Source organism: Rhizobium sp. SRDI969, assembly GCF_025152725.1.
GTDB classification, from domain to species: domain Bacteria; phylum Pseudomonadota; class Alphaproteobacteria; order Rhizobiales; family Rhizobiaceae; genus Rhizobium; species Rhizobium leguminosarum_I.
This window is the reverse complement of record NZ_CP104035.1, coordinates 3,611,800-3,631,258: the sequence shown is the minus strand read 5'-3', so window position 1 is coordinate 3,631,258 and position 19,459 is coordinate 3,611,800. Positions and strand designations below refer to the sequence as shown.

Genomic DNA, 19,459 nt, shown 5'->3' with positions numbered 1-19,459 from the left:
TATACGGCAGTTTCCTACAACCGCTGTTTACCCCGCATTAACGCTGCCGTGAGAGTCCTTTTAGGGTTATCAAGTATTTCTCTGGCCCGGGAGGCTGCATTGGATACTCAAAAGCAATATTACGAATCTATAAATTTGCCGGACGTACTCAGCATTCGTAACGTGCCCGAACTATATTCCAAGCTTAACGACGTATTTCATAACCGTGATACAATCATCATCGGCATTCCCGACGGCGCGGAAGCGGATCTGAGTTTCATTCAACTCATCGAATCGTCGCGCCGCCAAGCAAAGGCCAAGGGAAAGACGTTCAAACTTTCTTCGCCGGCCAGTGGCTCCGTTCTGAAGGTACTTGAACGCGCAGGTTTCATCGAATCTTTCGATCACGAAGACGCAAATTTCTGGTTGCATAAAGAGGTGACTTTATGAGTGCAAATATCCTGACTGTCGACGATTCCGCCAGCATTCGTCTGACCACCAAGGTCACGCTGACCAATGCCGGCTATAGCGTCACCGAGGCGGTCAACGGGGCGGAGGGCCTCGCGACGGCCAAGGGCAGCAGCTTCGATCTGATCGTGACCGATCTCAACATGCCTGTCATGGACGGGCTGACGATGATCGAGGAACTGCGCAAGCTGCCGGCGCAAGCCGGCGTTCCGATCATCTTCCTGACGACGGAATCGGACGCCGATCTCAAGGCGCGCGCCAAGGCCGCCGGCGCAACCGGCTGGCTGACCAAGCCGTTCGACCCGGAAAGCCTGGTGAAGATCGTGAAGAAGGTTCTCGGACGATGAGTACGCTCGATCCCGTCGCCGTATTCCGCACGGAGGCTGCCGAATGCCTCGAAGCGATCGAGGCCGGTCTTCTCGACCTGACTCACCAGCTCGACAACAAGGATGTCGTCGACGCCGTGTTCCGCGGGCTCCACACGCTCAAGGGCTCCGGCGCGATGTTTGGCTTCGAGGCGCTCGCCGCCTTCACCCATCATTGCGAAACAGCCTTCGATCGCGTCCGCAAGGGTGAGGTTTCGGCGACCAGCGAACTCGTCGCCGCCGTCCTTGCCGCTCAGGACCATATGCGCGCCCTCGTCGACCAGCCGGACGCCGATCATGGCAATATTGGGCATAAGCTGCTGGCGCAGTTGCAGGCCGCCGTCGGCGGCAAAGAAGCGGCGCCGGCCGCTGTTCCAGTACCCGCAGCCGTGCGCGAGGCACCGGCGAAGGAGAACAGCTGGCGCATCCGCTTTAGCCTGCCCGCCAATTCGATGGCCAACGGCACCAACCCGCTCGGTCTGCTGGACGAGCTGCGCGATCTCGGCGAATGCACCGTGCGCGCCAATACCTCGGCCATTCCGGCCCTCGACGAGCTCACTCCGACGGATCTCCATATTTCCTGGGACGTGACGCTGACCAGCGAGCAGGACCGTTCGGCGATCGACGACGTCTTCATCTTCGTGCTCGATGACATGGAACTCAGTGTCGAGGAGATCGACGGGCCGACAGCGGCAGTCGTTGCTCCGGCCGATGAAAAGGCAGCCCCTGCGCCTGTCGCCGTGGCATCGGCGGCGCCCGTTCCGCCGGCGGCCGTCCCGGAATTCCGTCCCGTCGAGGCGGTTCCGGCCAAGCGCGAGGCGCCCGCCGCCGTCAGCCAGGCGAAGGCGGCCGAGAATGTCCGCGTTCCGGCCGAACGTCTCGACGAGCTGATGGATCGCGTCGGCGAGCTCGTCATCGCGCAATCGCGCCTCAGCCAGCTCGCCAGCGCCAGCACCGATATCGCGCTACGCTCCGTTTCGGAAGAAATCGAACGTCTCTCCGGCGAATTGCGCGACACGATGATGGTGTTGCGCATGGTGCCGGTCGCCACACTGTTCTCCCGTTTCCGCCGCCTCGTCCATGATCTCGCCCGCGAAACCGGCAAGGTGATCGAACTGGTGACGGAGGGCGAGAGCACAGAAGTCGACAAAACAGTCATCGAGCGTCTGGCCGATCCGCTGGTGCATCTGGTACGCAACTCGATCGATCACGGGCTCGAAACGCCCGCCGATCGGCTTGCCTCCGGCAAGATCGAAGCCGGTATGGTGACGCTTTCGGCCCGCCAGGCCGGCGGCGAAGTGATCATCTCGATCAAGGACGACGGCCGCGGCATCAATCGTGAACGGGTTCGCGCCAAGGCGGAATCCTCCGGCCTCATCCAGCCCGGCCAGCCGCTTTCCGACTCCGAGCTGCTGCAGCTGATCTTCGCCCCTGGCTTCTCGACGGCTGCCGCGATCACCAATCTGTCCGGCCGCGGGGTCGGCATGGACGTGGTGAAGAAGACGGTCGAAGCGCTCCGCGGCGCGATCGACATTGTCAGCGTGCCGGGACAGGGTTCGGAAGTGTCGCTGCGCATTCCGCTGACGCTCGCCATCATCGACGGGCTGCTGGTGCGCGTCGGTTCCGGCCGCTACGTCATCCCGCTCTCGGCGGTCGAGGAATGCCTCGAACTGTCGCTCGAGGAAGATCTCCGCTCGCGCGGCCGCAGCTTCATCTCGCTGCGCGACAGCCTGGTGCCGTTCCTGCGCCTGCGCGATCTCTTCCGCACCGGCACCAAGCCCGACGTGCACCAGAAGGTCGTCGTCATATCCACAGGCACGGAGCGCGTCGGTCTCGTCGTCGACCAGATCATCGGCGACCACCAGACGGTCATCAAGTCGATGTCGAAACTGCACAACAACGTTGCGACCTTCTCGGGCGCGACCATTCTCGGCGACGGCAGCGTCGCGCTTATTCTCGACGTCGGGCACCTGGTTGCCGCGGGTCAGCAACAGGAGGCGCAGTTGCGTGTAGCAGGATGAGTGCAAGAGCAGCAGCCGAACGATTCGACAATCACTGGAGCTATGCCGAGGAAGTCGAGGTCCTGACCTTCGATCTCAACGGCGAAACCTTTGCGCTGGAAGCCGTCATCGTCCAGGAAATCCTGGACCTGCTTCCCGAGACCGCCGTGCCGGGCAGCCAGCCCTTTGTCGCCAGCGTCATCAACTTTCGCGGCAAGGTCATTCCGCTCGCCGATCTGCGTCTCGCCTTCGGGATGGAAGCAGCGGAGGCGACGATCGACAGCCGCATCATCGTCATCGAGATCGATCTGCAGGGCGAGCAGACGCTCGTCGGCCTCAGAACCGACAAGGTGAACGAGGTGACGACACTTGCAAAGTCCGCGAGCGAGGCGCCGCCGAGCATCGGCATGCGCTGGCGCGCCGACTACATCAACTGCCTGGTGAAGAGGGGCGGAGAATTCATCATTCTCCCTAATTTGCAGGCGATTTTTTCATCGAGGCACAATGCGGCCGGAGCCGCCAGCTGATGTCGGCTGAGTTCAAATTGGAGTTAGACCGATGCGATTGACAATCAAGACAAAATTGGTGACCGCGTTCACCTTCATCATCCTCATGCTCATGGGCACCGCTGCCTACGGAATCGTCAGCCTTGGATCGCTGAACGACACGATTGGCAATCTCCTCGCCGGTCCGGCAGCCCGCCTCGACCTCGCCCAGCAAATCAACATTGCCCAGCTCGAGGCCATCCGCCAGCAGAAGAACCTGCTCACCGCCCGCACTGCCGACGAAACCGCGGCTGCGATCGCCAAGGGCAATCAGGCCCGCAAGGACTTTACCGATGCCTTCGGCCAGGTGCTGGCGCTGGCAACGGACGAAGGCAAGGCGCGCTGGGCGCGCATCGCCGAACTTTCCAAGACCTTCAATGCGGCTGACGATCAGATCCGCGACTATGTGAAGGCCGGCAATGCCGAAGGCGCAAATACGATTTCCGTGACGGCTGCGCGGGCCGCTGCCAACGATATCGACTCGACGCTTGGCGAAATCCTGGCACTTGAAAAGCAGCGCATGAAGGCTGCCGACGACGGCGCCGAGGCACAGTACACGACGACGCGCACAATGATGGTTGCCGTCGCCGCTGTCGCTCTGCTGGTCGCCGCCATTACCGCTTTCTGGATCGCCAGCACGATCAGCAAAGGCCTCAGCCGGGCCAACACCGTGGTTCGCGAAGTGTCGGAAGGCGATCTGACGAAAATGGCCGACATCACCAGCCGCGACGAAATCGGCGAGCTTCTCAGTAACGTGAACACGATGATCGAACGCTTGCGCGGCGTCGTCGCCGACGCACTGTCGGCCGCCGACAATGTCTCATCCGGCAGCCAGGAACTTTCGGCGAGTTCGGAACAGGTATCACAGGGCGCAACCGAACAGGCCGCTTCGGCCGAGGAGGCTTCTGCCTCGATGGAGCAGATGGCCGCCAACATCAAGCAGAACGCCGATAATGCGGCCCAGACCGAAAAGATCGCCCGCCAGTCGGCCAAGGACGCGGAGATGAGCGGTGAAGCGGTGACCCGCGCTGTCGACGCCATGCGGACGATCGCCCAGAAGATCGGCATCGTCCAGGAGATTGCCCGCCAGACGGATCTGCTGGCCTTGAACGCCGCCGTCGAAGCCGCGCGTGCCGGCGAACACGGCAAGGGTTTTGCGGTGGTCGCCTCCGAGGTACGCAAGCTTGCCGAACGCAGTCAGTCGGCCGCTGCCGAAATCAGCGCGATGTCGAGCGACACGGTCAAAGCTGCCGCCGATGCCGGCGACATGCTCGGCCGGCTGGTGCCCGACATTCGCAAGACGGCGGAACTGGTCTCCGAGATCAGTGCGGCCTGCCGCGAACAGGATATCGGCGCCTCGCAGATCAACGAGGCGATCCAGCAGCTCGACAAGGTGACACAGCAGAATGCCGGTGCTTCCGAGCAGATGTCGGCAACCTCCGAGGAACTCGCCTCCCAGGCCGAAGAGCTGCAGACGTCGATTGCCTTCTTCAAGGTCGATACGGCAGGCCATCGCCAGCATCGCGTGCCGGCCGCCAAGGTCACGGTCCGCAGCGCGGCTCCCGCCGGCCGCAAGCCTATCTCCAAGAAGCCGGCTGCCAATAGCGTCGCCGGCCAGCAGGCGCGGGCGAAAGGCTTCGCTCTCGATCTCTCCATGGGCGGTCCCGATGACGGGGACGCCGAATTCAAGGAAAGCGCATGATCATGGCCACGACATCTCTGGAAGCGCAGTTCGTGACCTTCAGCCTCGGCGAGGAGATTTTCGCCGTACCGGTTGAGGTGGTGCGGGAAATCCTCGACTATGCGGAAGCTTTCAAGATTCCGAATGGTCCCGACTATCTGCTCGGCCTGCGCGACGTGCGCGGGCAGGGCGTGCCGACAATCGATCTTCGATTGAAGCTCGGCATGACGAAGACCGTGCCGACGCCGCACACGCGGGTGCTCGTCCTCGACGTGCCAATGGAAAGCCGGCTCCTGACCCTTGGCCTCGTTGCCGACCGCGTCTTCGAGGTCACGCCATTCCGGCGCGAGCAGATCGAGGCTGCGCCTGATATCGGCGTGCGTTGGCGCTCGGACTATATCGCCGGCGTCGTTCGTCGTGAAAACGGCTTCGTCGTCGTCATCGATCTCGCACGGTTGCTGTCGCGCGAGGACGCCTCGGCACTGCAATCAGCGGCCTGACCGCATCAACTCGGAGTATTGCGTTCTATGAGCATGGCAGCGGTGGAAACCCAATTGCCGGGCGACCGGATCAGCAAGCGCAATTTCGATAAGCTTGCCCGGTTCATCTACGATTATAGCGGCATCAAGATGCCGTCGACCAAGCTGACGATGCTTGAAGGGCGGCTGAGGCGCCGCCTTCGCGCAACCAACCATGCGACCTTCGACGATTATTGCGACTTCCTCTTCAATCATGACGGCCTCGACCAGGAAACCGTCTACCTGATCGACGTGGTGACGACGAACAAGACCGACTTCTTCCGCGAAGCCAAACATTTCGACTATCTGCAGACGGTCGCGCTGCCAACGATCGCCAATAGTGGCGTTCGGACCATCCGCACCTGGAGTTCGGCCTGCTCGACGGGAGCCGAGCCCTATACGATGGCGATGGTGTTGGCGGAATTCGCTGAAAGCCGCAATAACGTCTCCTACAGCGTGCTGGCCACCGACCTTTCCACCGATGTGCTGCAGACGGCGCGCCGGGGCATCTATCCGGAAGATCTTATCGCGCCGGTGCCGTGCAACCTGCAGCGCAAATATGTGCTGACGGCCAAGCAGCCGGGTCGGCGGGAGGTGCGCATCACGCCGAAACTGCGCAGCAAAGTCGGCTTTGCCCGCATGAACCTGATGGACGAGAAATACCCGATCGGCGAGTTGATGAACGTCATCTTCTGCCGCAACGTGCTAATCTACTTCGACAAGCAGACTCAGGCCGGCGTGCTCAACCGCCTCTGTGCCTGCCTGGCGACGGGCGGCTACATGTTCATCGGCCATTCCGAATCGATCACCGGCTTCGATCTGCCGTTGAAACAGGTCTCGAATACGGTGTTTCAGCGTATCTAAAGCGCATCGCGTCATCCCAAAACCGCTGCGCACTTCTGGACGGCATGCATCAGGGGCATTCATGGCTAAGAAAATCCGCGTCCTTATCATCGACGATTCCGCGAGCATCCGCCAGACGCTGACCCATGTGCTGGAGCAGGATCCCGATATCGAGATCATGGCGGTCGCATCCGATCCCTTCATGGCGGCGCGGAAGCTGCAGGAAGAGATCCCGGATGTCATTACGCTCGATGTGGAGATGCCGCGCATGGATGGCATCACCTTCCTGCGCAAGCTGATGGCGCAGCGGCCGATCCCCGTCGTGATGTGCTCGTCACTGACGGAGGCGGGATCGGAAACGCTGCTCCAGGCACTGGAGGCAGGCGCCGTCGACGTCATCCTGAAATCGAAGATCGGCGCCGCCGACAGCCTTTCCGACGACGCGATGCGCATTCGCGAAGTCGTCAAGAGCGCCTCGCATGCACGGCTTTCCAACGTCCGCCGCGCCGCCGGAACTATCCGCTCCGCTTCGGCGGAGGGGCCGGCCAAAAAACTGACGGCGGATGTGATGCTGCCGCCACCGACGGGGCGGGCCATGGCGAAGACGACGGAGATGGTCGTCTGCGTCGGCGCCTCCACCGGCGGCACCGAAGCACTGCGCGAGTTCCTGGAGGAACTGCCGGCCAATGCGCCTGGCATGGTGATCGTCCAGCATATGCCGGAGAAATTCACCGCCGCCTTCGCCAAGCGGCTGAACGGGCTCTGTGAGGTAGAGGTCAAGGAAGCCGGCGATGGCGATCCGGTGCTGCGCGGTCATGTGCTGATCGCGCCCGGTGACAAACATATGCTGCTCGAGCGCCAGGGTGCGCGCTACTATGTGAGTGTGAAGACCGGGCCGCTGGTGTCGCGCCACCGGCCTTCGGTCGACGTGCTCTTCCGCTCGGCGGCGCGCTCGGCCGGCTCGAACGCCATGGGGATCATCATGACCGGCATGGGCGATGACGGCGCGCGCGGCATGCTGGAAATGCATCAGGCCGGCGCCTACACGGTGGCGCAGGACGAGGCGAGTTCCGTTGTTTTCGGCATGCCGAAGGAGGCGATCGCCAAGGGCGGTGTCGACCGAATCCTGCCGCTCGATCAGATCGCTCGCGAAGTGCTGATGACACAGCAGAAGTTCTGAGATCGATTTCGACGAAACGGAGCATAGCCGCCGGTTTCCGGCACCGCAGGGCAGCCATGCGTGGCTCCCCTTGAAATTTCCGCGATTTTGTGGTCTTGAGGCCGCCAATCAATGCAGCGCTGCATGTCTTGCATGTTCAGGGACACTTCCCGCCCCTGGCAGCGCGCACCTCGTATCAGTCCCAAGGAAAATGCCCGATGGCTCGTTCAGCTCTTCTCAATGTCATGGTTCAGGCTGCCCTCAAGGCAGGAAAGTCGCTGGGGCGTGATTTCGGCGAAGTGCAGAACCTGCAGGTTTCCGTGAAGGGACCGGGCGACTTCGTTTCCACCGCCGACCGCAAGGCCGAAAAGATCGTCAGGGAAGAGCTGCTCAAGGCGCGTCCGACCTATGGCTTCCTCGGCGAGGAAAGCGAAGAGATCAAGGGCACGGACGGAGCGCATCGCTGGATCGTCGACCCGCTCGACGGCACGACGAACTTCTTGCATGGCATCCCGGCCTTCGCTGTCTCGATCGCGCTCGAACGCAACGGGGAGATCGTTGCCGCCGTCATCTTCAATCCGGCGACCGACGAGCTCTATACCGCCGAGCGCGGCGGCGGCGCCTTCCTCAACGATCGGCGCCTTCGCGTTGCCGCGCGCCGGGCGCTGTCGGATTGCGTCATCGGCTGCGGCGTGCCGGCGCTCGGCAAGCGCAATCACGGCAAGTTCCTGGTCGAGCTTCGCCACGTGATGGGCGAAGTGGCGGGCATCCGCCGCCTGGGTTCGCCGACGCTCGATCTTGCCTATGTTGCTGCCGGGCGATTCGACGGCTTCTGGGAAGCGGAGCTTGCGCCGTGGGACATGGCAGCCGGCATCCTGCTCATCCGCGAAGCCGGCGGTTTCGCCACCGACTGGGACGGTGGCGCAACGATGCTGGAGAGTGGCACGATCGTCGCCGGCAACGAGATCATCCACAAGGCGCTGATCGAAGTCGTCAAGCGGCCGGTTCCCGCCAAGTGACCGAACGAAAATCTGGCTGTTGTAAAGTCACGGTTTTCGCCCCGGCATACTTCAATTCGGCACAATGTTGCTCTAGTCTCCGCCAGCAGTGACTCCGGAGGCAGCGACCCTATGGAAAATGTGAATGTGGCGGAGATCGGCTCCACCGAAAAGACGGCGGGCACTTATGCCTACAGGCTTTCGAGCCCAATGCCCTTCCTCTGGACGATGCTGCTTTTCCTCGTCATCGTCGGGTTTATCGCCGCCATCCTCTTCCGGCAAACGCAGACCGCCTTCATGCACAATCCGGGCCTCAACGGGTTGATCGTCGGCGTTCTCGCGGTCGGAATCATCCTTGTTTTCAATCATGTACTGGCACTTCGCCCCGAGGTGCGCTGGTTCAATTCGTTCCGCGCCGCGGGCAGTGCCGACAAGGTCAACCGCAATCCGCGGCTGCTTGCGCCAATGCGGGCACTGCTTGGCAGCCGCAAGTCCTCATTGGCGCTGTCGACGACGGCGCTGCGCTCGATCCTCGATTCCATTGCCACCCGCCTCGACGAATCGCGCGATGTTTCACGCTACCTGATCGGCCTCTTGGTCTTTCTCGGCCTGCTCGGCACCTTCTGGGGCCTCATTGGCACGATCGGTTCGATCAGCGTCGTCATCCAGTCGCTCGATGCCGGCTCGAACGGCACGGGGGACGTGCTCTCGGCGCTGAAGGAAGGTCTTTCCACGCCGCTTTCGGGCATGGGCCAGGCCTTCTCCTCCTCGCTGCTCGGCCTTTCAGGTTCGCTCATTCTCGGCTTCCTCGACCTGCAGGCAGGCCGCGCGCAAAACCGCTTCTACATGGAGCTGGAAAACTGGCTGTCCTCGGTCACGGATGTCGGCTCCGATCTTGCCCCGGCTCTCGACGCCGTTTCCGGTGCTTCCTCGGACGACATGCGCGCGCTCTCCGATTATTTGCGCAAGGTCGCCGAAGAGGGGGGCGCCGGCAGCCAACGTTCCGTCGCCGCTATGGCGAGCCTTGCCGAAGGTATTCAGGGCCTCGTCAAGAACATGCGCAACGAGCAGCAGATGCTGCGCGACTGGATCGAGGCACAGCAGGACGAGGCGAAGGCGATGCGTCGCACGCTCGATCGGCTTGCCGAACGCATCGGCGTCCAGGAGCGCGGAGGGGAGAGGGGGGAGCGCATGCGCGACCGCGCCGCCAGCCATGCGGAAAAGAGCGAGGGCAAGTAGGCCATGGCTCTTGCCCGCAACCGGCGCCGCGAACGCACGGTGGATTACTGGCCGGGTTTCGTCGACGCGCTGTCGACGCTGCTCATCTCGATCATGTTCCTGCTGACGGTCTTCGTCGTCGGGCAGTTCATCCTCAGCCGCGAGATCACCGGACGCGATGAGGTGCTCAATCGCCTCAACAGCCAGATCAACGAGCTGACGCAGCTTCTCGCGCTCGAAAAGGGCAGCAACCAGGATCTCCAGGACTCGGTCGCCAACCTGCAGGCGTCGCTTGCCAGTGCCGAAGGCGACCGTTCGCGGCTGCAGGCGCTGCTGAATGCCGGTTCGGGCGGCCAGGATGCGGCGCAGAAGCGGATCGGCTCGATGACGCAGGAGCTTGACGAGCAGAAGCAGGTGAGCGAACGGGCGCTCAGTCAGGTCGAACTGCTGAACCAGCAGATCTCAGCGCTTCGCAGCCAGATTGCCGCCGTCGAAGCAGCCCTTCAGGCGTCGGAGGAGAAAGACCGGGTCTCGCAGACCAAGATCGCCGATCTTGGCAGCCGCCTCAACGTAGCGCTCGCCGCACGGGTGCAGGAGTTGAACCGCTACCGTTCCGACTTCTTCGGCCGTCTGCGCGAGATCCTCTCGGATCGCGAGAATATCCGCATCGTCGGCGACCGGTTCGTCTTCCAGTCGGAAGTGCTGTTTCCCTCGGGTGGTGCCGATCTCAACCCGCAGGGGCAGACCGAGATGGCCAAGCTTGCCGCCGCCCTTCTCGATCTCGCCAAGGAAATCCCGCCGGAGATCAACTGGGTGCTGCGCGTCGACGGGCATACCGACAATGTGCCGCTTGCCGGAACGGGCCGCTATCGCGACAATTGGGAGCTCTCCTCGGCGCGCGCGATTTCGGTCGTCAAGTTCCTGATCGCACAGGGCGTGCCGGCCGATCGGCTGGTTGCCGCCGGCTTCGGCGAGTTCCAGCCAATCGCGCCGGGCGATACGCCGGATGCGCGCTCTACCAACCGCCGCATCGAGCTGAAGCTGACCGAGAAGTGATTACAGCGCCGTGCGTCTTTGAAGACGCGCAAACGACGCTATAACACTTTGAAAGACTGCATAATTCCTCAAATCGATTCCGATTTAAGGAATTATGCAGTGGGCTGCCATTACCGCTGGACGGTCTTTAACCGGCCGGCGAGAAAGTTGCGTACGGCGGGGCTGTCGCTGAGGCCGATCGCCGTCATATAGGCGTCGGCCGCGGCGGCCTTGTCGCCGGCTTGCGCCTGAAGATAGGCACGCACTGCCCAGTAAGGCTGATAGGCTGCGACGTCGCGCCGATCGAGCTTGTCGAGCTGCTCCAGCCCGGCAGCGGCGCTCGAGGCCCTGCCGATTACAGCAGCCTGGCTGACGCGTGCACCCAGCGTCGGCTTCATCATCACCAGCGCCGCGTAGAGCGTCGTCAACGCCTGCCAGTCAGTCGTTCCTGACAACCGGCGCGCCGCATGCACGGACTGGATTGCAGCCTGGCACTGGAAGGGGCCGAAACGGTCGAAGTTTCCGGCTTTGCGCAGCAGCGCATCCGCCTCTGCAATCATGATCGCGTTCCACGCGGCCGTATCCTGCTCGTCCAGCGGCACATATTGGCCGTTGCTGTCGCGCCGGGTGCTGCGGCGGGCTTGGCAGTGAAGCATCAGCGAGAGGAGGCCTATCGCCTCCGGTTCGTCCGGCAGCACCGCCAGGAGCGCACGGCCGAGCCAGATCGCCTCGCCGGCCAGCGAATGGCGTTCGTTCTCCCCGTCGAGCCCGTCCCATCCGAGACCGTAGGCGGCGTAGATCGCCGAAAGCACGGCGGCGAGCCGCCCGGGCAAGTCGGGGCGAGGGGGGACGGCGAAGGGAATGCCGGCGTCGCGGATCTTTGCCTTTGCGCGCACCAGCCGCTGGCTCATTGCCTCTGGTGCGACGACGAAGGACCGCGCGATGGTCTTTGCCTCGATGCCGAGAACGGTCTGCAACATCAACGCCGTATGCACGGAGCTGTCGATGGCGGGATGGGTGCAGGCGAAGAGCAGCTTCAGCCGCTCATCGGGAAAGACGGCGTTGCCGGCTTCGTTCATGCGTTCCTCCGCTTCCTCGAAGGCGACCGATATCGTCGTTTGCGCATTGGCCTCGACGGTGCGGTGGCGGGCCGCCTGCATGAGGTTGCGGCGGGCGGCCACCAGCAGCCAGGCTTCCGGATTGCCGGGAACACCGCGCTCCGGCCAGACGCGAAGCGCCGAAGCCAGCGCTTCCGACAACGCATCCTCTGCCGCCGGCACGTCGCGCGACCGGGCGGCGAGGAAGGCGATCAGCTTGCCGTAGGACTGACGCGCCACCTTTTCGGCAACGCGTCCGGCATCGGGCGGCATTGCCGCCTCACATCTGCAGGCGCGGGCGCACCTCGACCGAACCCTTGTCAGAGATCGGGACGCGGGTCGCCCATTCGAGCGCGGTATCGATATCGGGAACATCGATCAGATAGAAGCCGCCGAGCTGTTCCTTGCCTTCCGGATAAGGCCCGTCCTGAACATCGTGTTCCTCGCCTTTGCGGCGCACGATCGTGCCGGTCTCCGGGCCAGTCAGCCCGGCGCCACCGGTCATGATCCCCGCCTGCACAAGCGCCTTGCTGTAGGCGACCCAGCCGTCGCGATAGACGGGATCGCCGCGGCGGGCGAAATCTTCGGCGGCTTCGCGAATGATGAGAGCATATTGCATGGAGAACTCCTGATCTCGTTGTTGCGTTGATCCAGGCATGCCGGCCGGATTCTCCATCCGAAACCTCCTGCCCGGCGGAGCGGCCCGGCTTTCGGGATATCCGTTCCGTGACAATGAGACGCGGCCACCCGTCGTTTCGACATGGCCTCATAAAAAATATGCAAAAAGAGAAATGGCGCAGAAAGTCGGAAGCAAGCGTCCGGGCTCAAGGGCGCCGGCGCTGCTCAAGGGCGCGAAAGGGCAGGGCGGCAGTTCAGGCCGCCGCTGCCGGTCTGCTCAGGACTCGGCCTTCGTCTGGTCGACTACCTCGGCGCTTGGCGTGTTCTTCTTGATGGATTCGATGGCACTCATGGCGGACGCCTTCGCCTTGTAGCCCTCGGACGAGAACATGGCCTCCCCGTTCGATGCCTTGAAGCGGAACCGGAACTCGCCGGCCTTATCCTTATAGACTTCGAATTTATACATAGATGTCTCCCGAAATCCCAAATCGCTGAATTGCAACCATCAGCTTAGCGGAGGCTAGATCAAAATGGCGAGCTTTTCCACTGCCTTAATAAGAATTGGGTTGCCAAGCGTCCAATTGCCACCGTTTCCATTGCACGCAAGTGAAGGAGGGATGCCGGTACATGCTCTTTCACATTACTCCATCTGGATATTCGCGCCTTTGACGACCGGCCCCCATTTGGCGAGTTCGGCCTTTACATGGGCAGCCAGTTCGTCCGGCGTCGAGCCGACGATGGTGGCGCTGAATTCTTTCATGCGTTCAGCGACGGCAGGGTCGGCAAGCGCCTTCTTAGCCGAGGCGTTGAGACGCGTTACCACCTCATTCGGTGTCTTGGCCGGCGCGAAAAGCGCATTCCAAGTATAGGTCTCGTAACCTGGAATGCCCGACTCGGCGACAGTCGGCACGTCGGGGAAGGAGGGTGCACGCTCGGCCGTGGTCACCGCCAGCGCCCGCAGGGTGCCAGCCTTGATGTGGCTCGACGAGGAGGGCAAATTGTCGAACATGATTGGCACCTGGTTGCCGATGACGTCGTTCAATGCCGGACCGGCGCCCTTATAGGGTATGTGCTGCATGCTGACACCGGCCATGGATTTGAAGAGTTCTCCGGAAAGATGCAACGGCGTGCCGTTGCCCGATGAGGCGTAGCTGTATTTGTCGGGCTCGGCCTTCAGCAGGGCGATCAGCTCCTGCACGGTCTTTGCCGGCAGTTCCGGATTGACGACCAGCACGTTCGGCACGACGACGAGCAGCGAGACCGGCGCAAAATCCTTTTCGGCGTCATAGGGCGTCGATTTCAGGATGAGCGGATTGAGGGCGTGGGTCGCGACCGTGCCCATCAGGATGGTGTAGCCGTCCGGTTCGGCGCGGGCGACGTTACCGGCGCCGAGATTGCCGCCGGCGCCGGCGACGTTCTGGACGATCACTTGCTGGCCAAGATCCTCCGACATCTTCTGCGCAACGATGCGAGCGAGGACATCGGTTGAGCCGCCGGCCGCGAAGGGTACGACCATGGTGATCGTGCGATCGGGAAAATCCGCAGCAGCGGCAGACGCGCCGACGGCAAAGGCCGCAAGCACAGCGAAACCGAGCGCAAGGCCCGTACGTCGCGTTATATCGGAAAGCGCCATTCCTATCTCCTCCCAAGGATTTCAGCCGCAATATCCCCACCCCCGGGGAATGAAGAGGTTAGGGCGGGACGCGCGAAAGACAACCGCGGAGATGTGCGGCGGGTTCAGACTTTAGTCGCTGTCGGCCGGAGAAGTAGCGCCGGCTATTTCGCCGCGGCGAGCACATCCTCATTGGCGGCGTCGAATTGCAGCCGCGCCAGCCGCGCATAGAGGCCGCCATGGCGGATCAGGCTCTGATGCGTGCCCTCCTCGACGACGCGGCCCTGATCCATGACGAGGATGCGGTCGGCCTTCAGCACGGTCGCCAGGCGATGGGCGATGACGAGCGTCGTGCGGCCGTCCACCAGGCCGTCGAGCGCCTTCTGCACCAGCGTCTCGCTTTCCGCGTCAAGCGCGGAGGTTGCCTCGTCGAGCAGCAGCACCGGCGCGTTCTTCAGGATGGCACGGGCAATGGCGATGCGCTGGCGCTGGCCGCCGGAGAGCATGATGCCGCGTTCGCCAACCTCGGTCTCGTAGCCCCTGTCCAGCCGAGCGATGAATTCGTCGGCCTGCGCGGCAAGGGCTGCAGCGCGGACCTCGTCACGCGAGGCGCCGGGACGGCCGAAGGCGATGTTGTCATGGATCGAGGCGGCAAAGATGGTGACATCCTGCGGCACGATGGCGATGCGCTGGCGCAGCTCGTCGGGCGTCGTCAGCTGCGCATCGACACCGTCGATCCTCACGCTGCCCTGCTGCGGATCGTAAAAGCGCAGCAGCAGCGAAAAGACGGTGCTCTTGCCGGCACCGGAAGGGCCGACAATGGCGACCGTCTCGCCTGGCGCGACGGCGAAGCTTAAGCCATGTAGCGCCGATTTGCCGGGGCGCGAGGGATAGGCGAAGTGCACGCCTGAAAATTCGACGCGGCCGCGGCTGGGCGAAGGAAGCGGCTCAGGGCTGGCGGGGGCTGTGATCGGCGAGACCTCGTCGAGAAGCTCGGTCAGCCGGTCTGCGGCACCGGCTGCCTGCGAAAGTTCGCCCCAGACCTCCGACAGCGCGCCCAGCGAACCGGCGGAGATGACGGCATAAAGCAGGAACTGGCCGAGCGTGCCGGCCGACAGCGTGCCGGCGAGCACGCTGTGGGCGCCGACCCAGAGCACGGCGACGACGCTGCCGAAGATCAGCGTGATGGCGATCCCCGTCAGCAACGCGCGCGAGCGGATGGCGGCGCGGGCGGCCTCGTAGGCGGATTCGACGGCAGTGCCGTAACGCGTCGCTGCGGCATCTTCGCCGTTGAAGGCCTGAACCGTGCGGGTCGCGGCGATCGTCTCGTTGGCGAAGGCGGAGGCATCGGCGAGCGTATCCTGGGCGGCGCGCGAACGTTTGCGCACCGAGCGGCCGAAGGCGACGAGCGGGAAGACAATCAGCGGGATCGCTCCGATGACGAGGCTCGAAAGCTTCGGCGAGGTGACGATCATCATGCCCATGGCGCCGATACAGAGGATGAGGTTCCTGAGCGCTACAGAGGCAGTGGCGCCGACGGCGGACTTGATCTGCGTGGTATCGGCGGTCAGCCGCGAGACGATCTCGCCGGACTGGTTGACATCGAAGAAGGAGGGCGACAGCCTCGTCACATGGGAAAAGACATCGCGGCGAAGATCGGCGACGATGCGCTCGCCAATGGTGATGACGAAATAATAGCGCAGCGCGCTGGCGACCGCGAGCACGATGGCCATGACCATCAGCATGGCGAAGTAACTGTTGATGAAGCGACCATCCGACTGGGTGAAGCCGTGATCGATCATGCGACGCACGGCGAGCGGCAGCGCCAACGAAGTGACGGCGGCAAGCGCCAGCGACATCAGCGCACCGGCCACCATGGCGCGATAACGCATGACGTAGGGCGTCAGCCTGCCGAGCGGCCGCAGCGATCGTCTTTTGTTTTCCTCAGCCCGTGCCTGCTCTGCCAAATCGTCTCCGATCGCCCGCAGGACCCGCGCAATGCGGCCTGTAGGCTCTTGTTATCTAGGCGTCCTTCATGTATAGGCACCGCATCCTAATGGGAAGCCGTAGCCATCACGACTGCGGCTTCATTTATTCAATCGGTTCGGTGGCTGCAACTGCATGCGGCAATTTGAACTCCGGTATCGCAGGAAGATTGTTATGAAGGCAGGCATCCATCCCGAATATCACATGATCAAGGTGGTCATGACCGATGGCACCGAATACGAAACCCGCTCGACCTGGGGTTCGGAGGGCGCTGTCATGAACCTTGAAATCGATTCCAAGTCGCATCCGGCCTGGACCGGCGGCAACCAGCAGCTCATGGACCGCGGTGGCCGCGTCTCCAAGTTCAACAAGCGTTTCGGCGGCCTCGGCCTCTAATCGCTTCTGCTCGACGGAATTCGAAGAGAGCCCGGTTACGCCGGGCTTTTTGCGTTCGCAATGCCCTACTGCGCCACGCGTCTTTTCAGACGCGCAAAGGACGCTCCAGGGATGCCGGTGTTCAGAGGCAAACAAAAAACCGGCCGCGTATAAGACGCAGCCGGTCTGTTTCGAAGAAGTCTGCAGATCCGGTCAGTTGTTGCCGAAGGCGGTCTGCAGCAGGGAAAGCTGAGCCTGGACGCTGTTCTGATTATCATGAACGATCACGGCTTCGGACGGGCGGTAGATCTCGCGGTCGAGCAGGGCAATGCGGTTCTGCAGACGCAGTGAGCGCTCGACGAGGTCGCGGAAGGATTCCGGCAGGTCGCCCCAGCCGGGCGCAGCGCGGTCGACGTTGAAGCCGTCGAGACGGACCTTGTTCTTTTCGGCCAGTACCTGGTCGCGGGACATTTCGCCATTGTTGACGGCGCGCTGCAGCAGCAGCCAGGAGGCCATCTGCATGAGGCGGGTGGTGAGACGCATCGATTCCGCGGCGTAAAGGACCGAGGCCATCCGCGGCAGAACCTTGGAGGCGGCGCGGCCCTGGCCGTCGAGGTAGGCGGCAGTCTCTTCGACCAGCGACATGCCTTCCGCGTAAAGTGCTTTGAACTGCGAGGATGCAGCGGCGCGGCCTGCAAAACTGATCGTGTTCAATCCAACTTCCGACATCGCAATAGTCCCTGTTTGCACGCAGCTACATATATTCAGGTAACGCCGGCACCGACGGAAAAGTTTCCGGGCCCCGTCTTTATGACTTTAAGATGGTATCATTAGCTCAAATGCGCAAGCCGTTTCTTAAGAAAGGGTTAATCTCCACAGTTTCGTGGAAGTGCGCCGGCCATAGGAAAAAGAAGAGCCGCAGACGCGGCTCTCAAGGTAAAACAGGGAGAAAAATCAGACCAATTCACCGCTTGGAAAACTGTCTGAGATCCAGAGAAAATCCGGATGAATATAGTAATACCTTATAAAGCTTAATATTTTATTAACATTGTGCTGAATTAAGACTTGAGGCGGTCCGTTTTATCCACCTATAACCTTGTTTTCGGAGTTTTGGCGGGTTACGAGCGGAAGAAGCTTTCCGCCGCGCGCCGCCCGGAGGCCTTGCGAGTGGCCTCAGCCTCGAGACGGGCGATCTCCGTCTTCAGCAATTCCACCCGCGCCTTCAATTCGTCGACCGAAAGCATAGAGAGATCGGCGCCGATCTCATGGGCGACCTTCTTCTGCGGCCGGTCGTCATCGATGAAGCTCATGGGTTCGTCCTCCGTTGGCTGCATATAGCTTGTTACGCAACTCCCGGCAAAATCGCTTCGCAGTTTTGCTGGAATTGCTCCGGAGCATGATGCCGAAAAGTGTGATCGGCTTTCGGACGACATCACGCTCTCACTACATAATGTAGAACAGGATCCAGATTTTAGGCCGACCCGGCCTAAATCATCCTTTTCTAGCCGAACTTTACAGCAGGATCGTCGCTTTCGGGAGACTTTCCGGTTTCCGGAGGTTTGCTGGTGCCGCGGTCGGCAAGCGACATGCTTTGCGGTGTCAGCATCGGCGAGGTGCCGGTCGGGATCGTCGTGTAGGCGTCGCGGTCGCTGGCGGGGATCGCAGCGCGGATGCGGCTTCGGATGATGGCGTAAACGGTGATCAGCACATGGGCGATGGCGGTGACGAGGAAAAGCGCATGCGGGGTGATCGCCGACATGACGGGACCGCTGATCGTCGGGCCGATCACCGTGCCGATGCCGTAGAGCAGCAGCAGGCCGCCGGAGACCTTGACGAAGTCCTCCGACGCCGCGAAGTCGTTCGCGTGGGCGACGGCGATCGGATAGAGCGTATTCGCCACTGCGCCGTAAAGGACAACGAGCCCGATCAGAAAGGCGGGGGACGTGGGGTGAAGCAGAAAGATCAGCAGGCCGGCAAGGGCGGCGATCCCCGACATGGCGGCGAGCACGTAGCGCCGGTCGATGCGATCGGAAAGCCGGCCGGCGGGCAGCTGCATCACTGCGCCGGCGAAGATGGTGGAGCTCATCATGACGGCGATACTGGTGTCGGAAAGGCCGGCGCCGGCACCGAAAACGGCGCCGAGCGTGCCGTAGGCACCGTTAGCGATACCGACGAGCAGGATGCCGAGGCAGGAGACCGGCGAGTTGCGATAGAGCGCCGGCAGGTCGAGGCGCACTGCCTTCAGCGGCTGCGGCGAAGCGGCGGTCGACAGCGTCGTCGGCAGCATGGCGATGCAATAGAAGATGCCGCAGATCATGAACAGCACCGGCGTGCGCACATCCTCGAGCGGGATCATCATCTGGCCGCCGACGACGCCGAGCAGTGTGATGCCGATATAGAGCGAGAAGATCGCGCCGCGGCTCTCGTTGCTGGCGCGCTCGTTCAGCCAGCTTTCGATGATCATCGACGTGCCGGCGGTGGAGAAGCCGGTGACGGCGCGCAGAACCACCCACCAGACCGGATGAATGATGATGCCGCTGACCAGCGCGATGATGGCGATGATCGAGATGAAGCCTGAAAAGGCACGCACATGGCCGACGCGGCGCACGATCTTCGGCGCAACCAGGCAGCCGATGACGAAGCCACCGGCCCATGAGGTGCCGAGCAGGCCGAGCGTCGTCGTTGCGTAGCCTTCGAGATTGCCGCGCACAGGAAGCAGGATGCCCTGCAGGCCGTTGCCCATGAAAAGGAAGAGCGTGCCAAAGAGCAGCGCGGCGACGGACAGCAGATTTCTCTTCATTTCCCCAGACTCGGTCTTAGCGATTTGCAATGAGATAAGGCAGGACCTGCTTCAGCCCAGCCTCAAGATGATTGATTGTGCCCCGGAATGTCTTTACGGCGTGTCGAGATCCTCTTGTTCGCGCGGAAAAATGTCCGTCCTGTGACATTCCGAAAAACGGAA

General features: G+C 62.4%; 20 protein-coding genes. 12 read left to right on the top strand and 8 right to left on the bottom strand.

Going from position 1 to position 19,459, the window contains the following annotated elements; all coding sequences use genetic code 11:
- Positions 1 to 99: 99 nt before the first annotated feature.
- The 11 genes from N2A41_RS18085 (at position 100) to N2A41_RS18035 (ending at position 10,830) form a co-directional block, all read left to right on the top strand.
- Positions 100 to 429 (top strand): STAS domain-containing protein, encoded by a 330-nt coding sequence (locus tag N2A41_RS18085; protein ID WP_260109403.1) that lies wholly within the window; start codon positions 100 to 102, stop codon positions 427 to 429.
- Entirely contained in the window at positions 426 to 794 is a 369-nt protein-coding gene (locus N2A41_RS18080) for a response regulator (RefSeq protein ID WP_003552634.1), read from the top strand. The genes N2A41_RS18085 and N2A41_RS18080 overlap by 4 nt, the downstream gene beginning before the upstream one ends.
- Complete coding sequence (locus tag N2A41_RS18075; protein WP_260109402.1) at positions 791 to 2,833, top strand: chemotaxis protein CheA; 2,043 nt, start codon at positions 791 to 793, stop codon at positions 2,831 to 2,833. Before N2A41_RS18080 ends, N2A41_RS18075 begins: the two co-directional genes overlap by 4 nt.
- Positions 2,830 to 3,339 carry a chemotaxis protein CheW gene (locus N2A41_RS18070; RefSeq protein WP_260109401.1) on the top strand — a complete coding sequence of 170 codons (510 nt, stop codon included), beginning with the start codon at positions 2,830 to 2,832 and terminating at the stop codon, positions 3,337 to 3,339. Before N2A41_RS18075 ends, N2A41_RS18070 begins: the two co-directional genes overlap by 4 nt.
- Positions 3,340 to 3,370: 31 nt before the next feature.
- Positions 3,371 to 5,059: a methyl-accepting chemotaxis protein gene (locus N2A41_RS18065; RefSeq protein WP_260109400.1), complete on the top strand. Its 1,689-nt coding sequence runs from the start codon at positions 3,371 to 3,373 to the stop codon at positions 5,057 to 5,059.
- Positions 5,056 to 5,538, top strand: coding sequence for a chemotaxis protein CheW (locus tag N2A41_RS18060; RefSeq protein ID WP_017968158.1), 483 nt, complete (start codon positions 5,056 to 5,058; stop codon positions 5,536 to 5,538). The genes N2A41_RS18065 and N2A41_RS18060 overlap by 4 nt, the downstream gene beginning before the upstream one ends.
- Before the next feature lie 27 nt (positions 5,539 to 5,565).
- Entirely contained in the window at positions 5,566 to 6,420 is an 855-nt protein-coding gene (locus N2A41_RS18055) for a CheR family methyltransferase (RefSeq protein ID WP_260109399.1), read from the top strand.
- A 61-nt stretch (positions 6,421 to 6,481) separates the two neighbouring features.
- A complete protein-coding gene (locus tag N2A41_RS18050; RefSeq protein WP_260109398.1) occupies positions 6,482 to 7,579 on the top strand; it encodes a protein-glutamate methylesterase/protein-glutamine glutaminase in 1,098 nt (365 codons plus the stop codon).
- A 197-nt stretch (positions 7,580 to 7,776) separates the two neighbouring features.
- Positions 7,777 to 8,577 carry an inositol monophosphatase family protein gene (locus N2A41_RS18045; RefSeq protein WP_017968155.1) on the top strand — a complete coding sequence of 267 codons (801 nt, stop codon included), beginning with the start codon at positions 7,777 to 7,779 and terminating at the stop codon, positions 8,575 to 8,577.
- Between the two features lie 111 nt (positions 8,578 to 8,688).
- Entirely contained in the window at positions 8,689 to 9,795 is a 1,107-nt protein-coding gene (locus N2A41_RS18040; RefSeq protein WP_260109397.1) for a flagellar motor protein MotA, read from the top strand.
- Between the two features lie 3 nt (positions 9,796 to 9,798).
- On the top strand, positions 9,799 to 10,830 hold the full coding sequence (locus N2A41_RS18035; protein WP_017968153.1) for a peptidoglycan -binding protein: 1,032 nt from the start codon (positions 9,799 to 9,801) through the stop codon (positions 10,828 to 10,830).
- Positions 10,831 to 10,940: 110 nt separating this feature from the next.
- Here N2A41_RS18035 and N2A41_RS18030 read toward each other — a convergent pair whose 3' ends face one another.
- From N2A41_RS18030 to N2A41_RS18010, 5 genes are all read right to left on the bottom strand, one after another.
- Complete coding sequence (locus N2A41_RS18030; RefSeq protein ID WP_260109396.1) at positions 10,941 to 12,179, bottom strand: RNA polymerase sigma factor; 1,239 nt, start codon at positions 12,177 to 12,179, stop codon at positions 10,941 to 10,943.
- Between the two features lie 7 nt (positions 12,180 to 12,186).
- A complete protein-coding gene (locus tag N2A41_RS18025; RefSeq protein ID WP_222384593.1) occupies positions 12,187 to 12,525 on the bottom strand; it encodes a YciI family protein in 339 nt (112 codons plus the stop codon).
- A gap of 276 nt (positions 12,526 to 12,801) precedes the next feature.
- Positions 12,802 to 12,990, bottom strand: coding sequence for a YegP family protein (locus tag N2A41_RS18020; RefSeq protein WP_017968150.1), 189 nt, complete (start codon positions 12,988 to 12,990; stop codon positions 12,802 to 12,804).
- 174 nt (positions 12,991 to 13,164) lie between these two features.
- Positions 13,165 to 14,157 (bottom strand): Bug family tripartite tricarboxylate transporter substrate binding protein, encoded by a 993-nt coding sequence (locus N2A41_RS18015; protein WP_260109395.1) that lies wholly within the window; start codon positions 14,155 to 14,157, stop codon positions 13,165 to 13,167.
- A 143-nt stretch (positions 14,158 to 14,300) separates the two neighbouring features.
- A complete protein-coding gene (locus tag N2A41_RS18010; RefSeq protein WP_017968148.1) occupies positions 14,301 to 16,103 on the bottom strand; it encodes an ABC transporter transmembrane domain-containing protein in 1,803 nt (600 codons plus the stop codon).
- 193 nt (positions 16,104 to 16,296) lie between these two features.
- On the opposite strand from N2A41_RS18010, the gene rpmE reads away from it, so the two are divergent.
- Positions 16,297 to 16,518: a 50S ribosomal protein L31 gene (gene rpmE / locus N2A41_RS18005; protein ID WP_003542805.1), complete on the top strand. Its 222-nt coding sequence runs from the start codon at positions 16,297 to 16,299 to the stop codon at positions 16,516 to 16,518.
- A 192-nt stretch (positions 16,519 to 16,710) separates the two neighbouring features.
- Here the strand turns inward: rpmE and rcdA are convergent, their stop codons facing one another.
- The 3 genes from rcdA to N2A41_RS17990 all read right to left on the bottom strand — a co-directional run bounded on the left by rcdA (position 16,711) and on the right by N2A41_RS17990 (position 19,297).
- Positions 16,711 to 17,226 (bottom strand): protease adaptor protein RcdA, encoded by a 516-nt coding sequence (gene rcdA / locus N2A41_RS18000; RefSeq protein ID WP_003542804.1) that lies wholly within the window; start codon positions 17,224 to 17,226, stop codon positions 16,711 to 16,713.
- 389 nt (positions 17,227 to 17,615) lie between these two features.
- A complete protein-coding gene (locus tag N2A41_RS17995) occupies positions 17,616 to 17,807 on the bottom strand; it encodes a DUF1192 domain-containing protein (RefSeq protein WP_222280434.1) in 192 nt (63 codons plus the stop codon).
- A 191-nt stretch (positions 17,808 to 17,998) separates the two neighbouring features.
- A complete protein-coding gene (locus N2A41_RS17990) occupies positions 17,999 to 19,297 on the bottom strand; it encodes an MFS transporter (protein ID WP_017968146.1) in 1,299 nt (432 codons plus the stop codon).
- Between the last annotated feature and the right edge of the window lie 162 nt (positions 19,298 to 19,459).

Excerpts from the sequence above, each read along its gene's own strand:
- N2A41_RS18030 (WP_260109396.1), bottom strand. The coding sequence starts at position 12,179 with ATGCCGCCCGATGCCGGACGCGTTGCCGAAAAGGTGGCGCGTCAGTCC.
- N2A41_RS18035 (WP_017968153.1), top strand. The coding sequence starts at position 9,799 with ATGGCTCTTGCCCGCAACCGGCGCCGCGAACGCACGGTGGATTACTGG.
- N2A41_RS17995 (WP_222280434.1), bottom strand. The coding sequence starts at position 17,807 with ATGAGCTTCATCGATGACGACCGGCCGCAGAAGAAGGTCGCCCATGAG.
- N2A41_RS18015 (WP_260109395.1), bottom strand. The coding sequence starts at position 14,157 with ATGGCGCTTTCCGATATAACGCGACGTACGGGCCTTGCGCTCGGTTTC.
- N2A41_RS18025 (WP_222384593.1), bottom strand. The coding sequence starts at position 12,525 with ATGCAATATGCTCTCATCATTCGCGAAGCCGCCGAAGATTTCGCCCGC.
- N2A41_RS18040 (WP_260109397.1), top strand. The coding sequence starts at position 8,689 with ATGGAAAATGTGAATGTGGCGGAGATCGGCTCCACCGAAAAGACGGCG.
- N2A41_RS18065 (WP_260109400.1), top strand. The coding sequence starts at position 3,371 with ATGCGATTGACAATCAAGACAAAATTGGTGACCGCGTTCACCTTCATC.
- N2A41_RS18050 (WP_260109398.1), top strand. The coding sequence starts at position 6,482 with ATGGCTAAGAAAATCCGCGTCCTTATCATCGACGATTCCGCGAGCATC.
- N2A41_RS18055 (WP_260109399.1), top strand. The coding sequence starts at position 5,566 with ATGAGCATGGCAGCGGTGGAAACCCAATTGCCGGGCGACCGGATCAGC.
- N2A41_RS18020 (WP_017968150.1), bottom strand. The coding sequence starts at position 12,990 with ATGTATAAATTCGAAGTCTATAAGGATAAGGCCGGCGAGTTCCGGTTC.
- rcdA (WP_003542804.1), bottom strand. The coding sequence starts at position 17,226 with ATGTCGGAAGTTGGATTGAACACGATCAGTTTTGCAGGCCGCGCCGCT.
- N2A41_RS18075 (WP_260109402.1), top strand. The coding sequence starts at position 791 with ATGAGTACGCTCGATCCCGTCGCCGTATTCCGCACGGAGGCTGCCGAA.
- rpmE (WP_003542805.1), top strand. The coding sequence starts at position 16,297 with ATGAAGGCAGGCATCCATCCCGAATATCACATGATCAAGGTGGTCATG.
- N2A41_RS18070 (WP_260109401.1), top strand. The coding sequence starts at position 2,830 with ATGAGTGCAAGAGCAGCAGCCGAACGATTCGACAATCACTGGAGCTAT.
- N2A41_RS18080 (WP_003552634.1), top strand. The coding sequence starts at position 426 with ATGAGTGCAAATATCCTGACTGTCGACGATTCCGCCAGCATTCGTCTG.
- N2A41_RS18060 (WP_017968158.1), top strand. The coding sequence starts at position 5,056 with ATGATCATGGCCACGACATCTCTGGAAGCGCAGTTCGTGACCTTCAGC.
- N2A41_RS18045 (WP_017968155.1), top strand. The coding sequence starts at position 7,777 with ATGGCTCGTTCAGCTCTTCTCAATGTCATGGTTCAGGCTGCCCTCAAG.
- N2A41_RS17990 (WP_017968146.1), bottom strand. The coding sequence starts at position 19,297 with ATGAAGAGAAATCTGCTGTCCGTCGCCGCGCTGCTCTTTGGCACGCTC.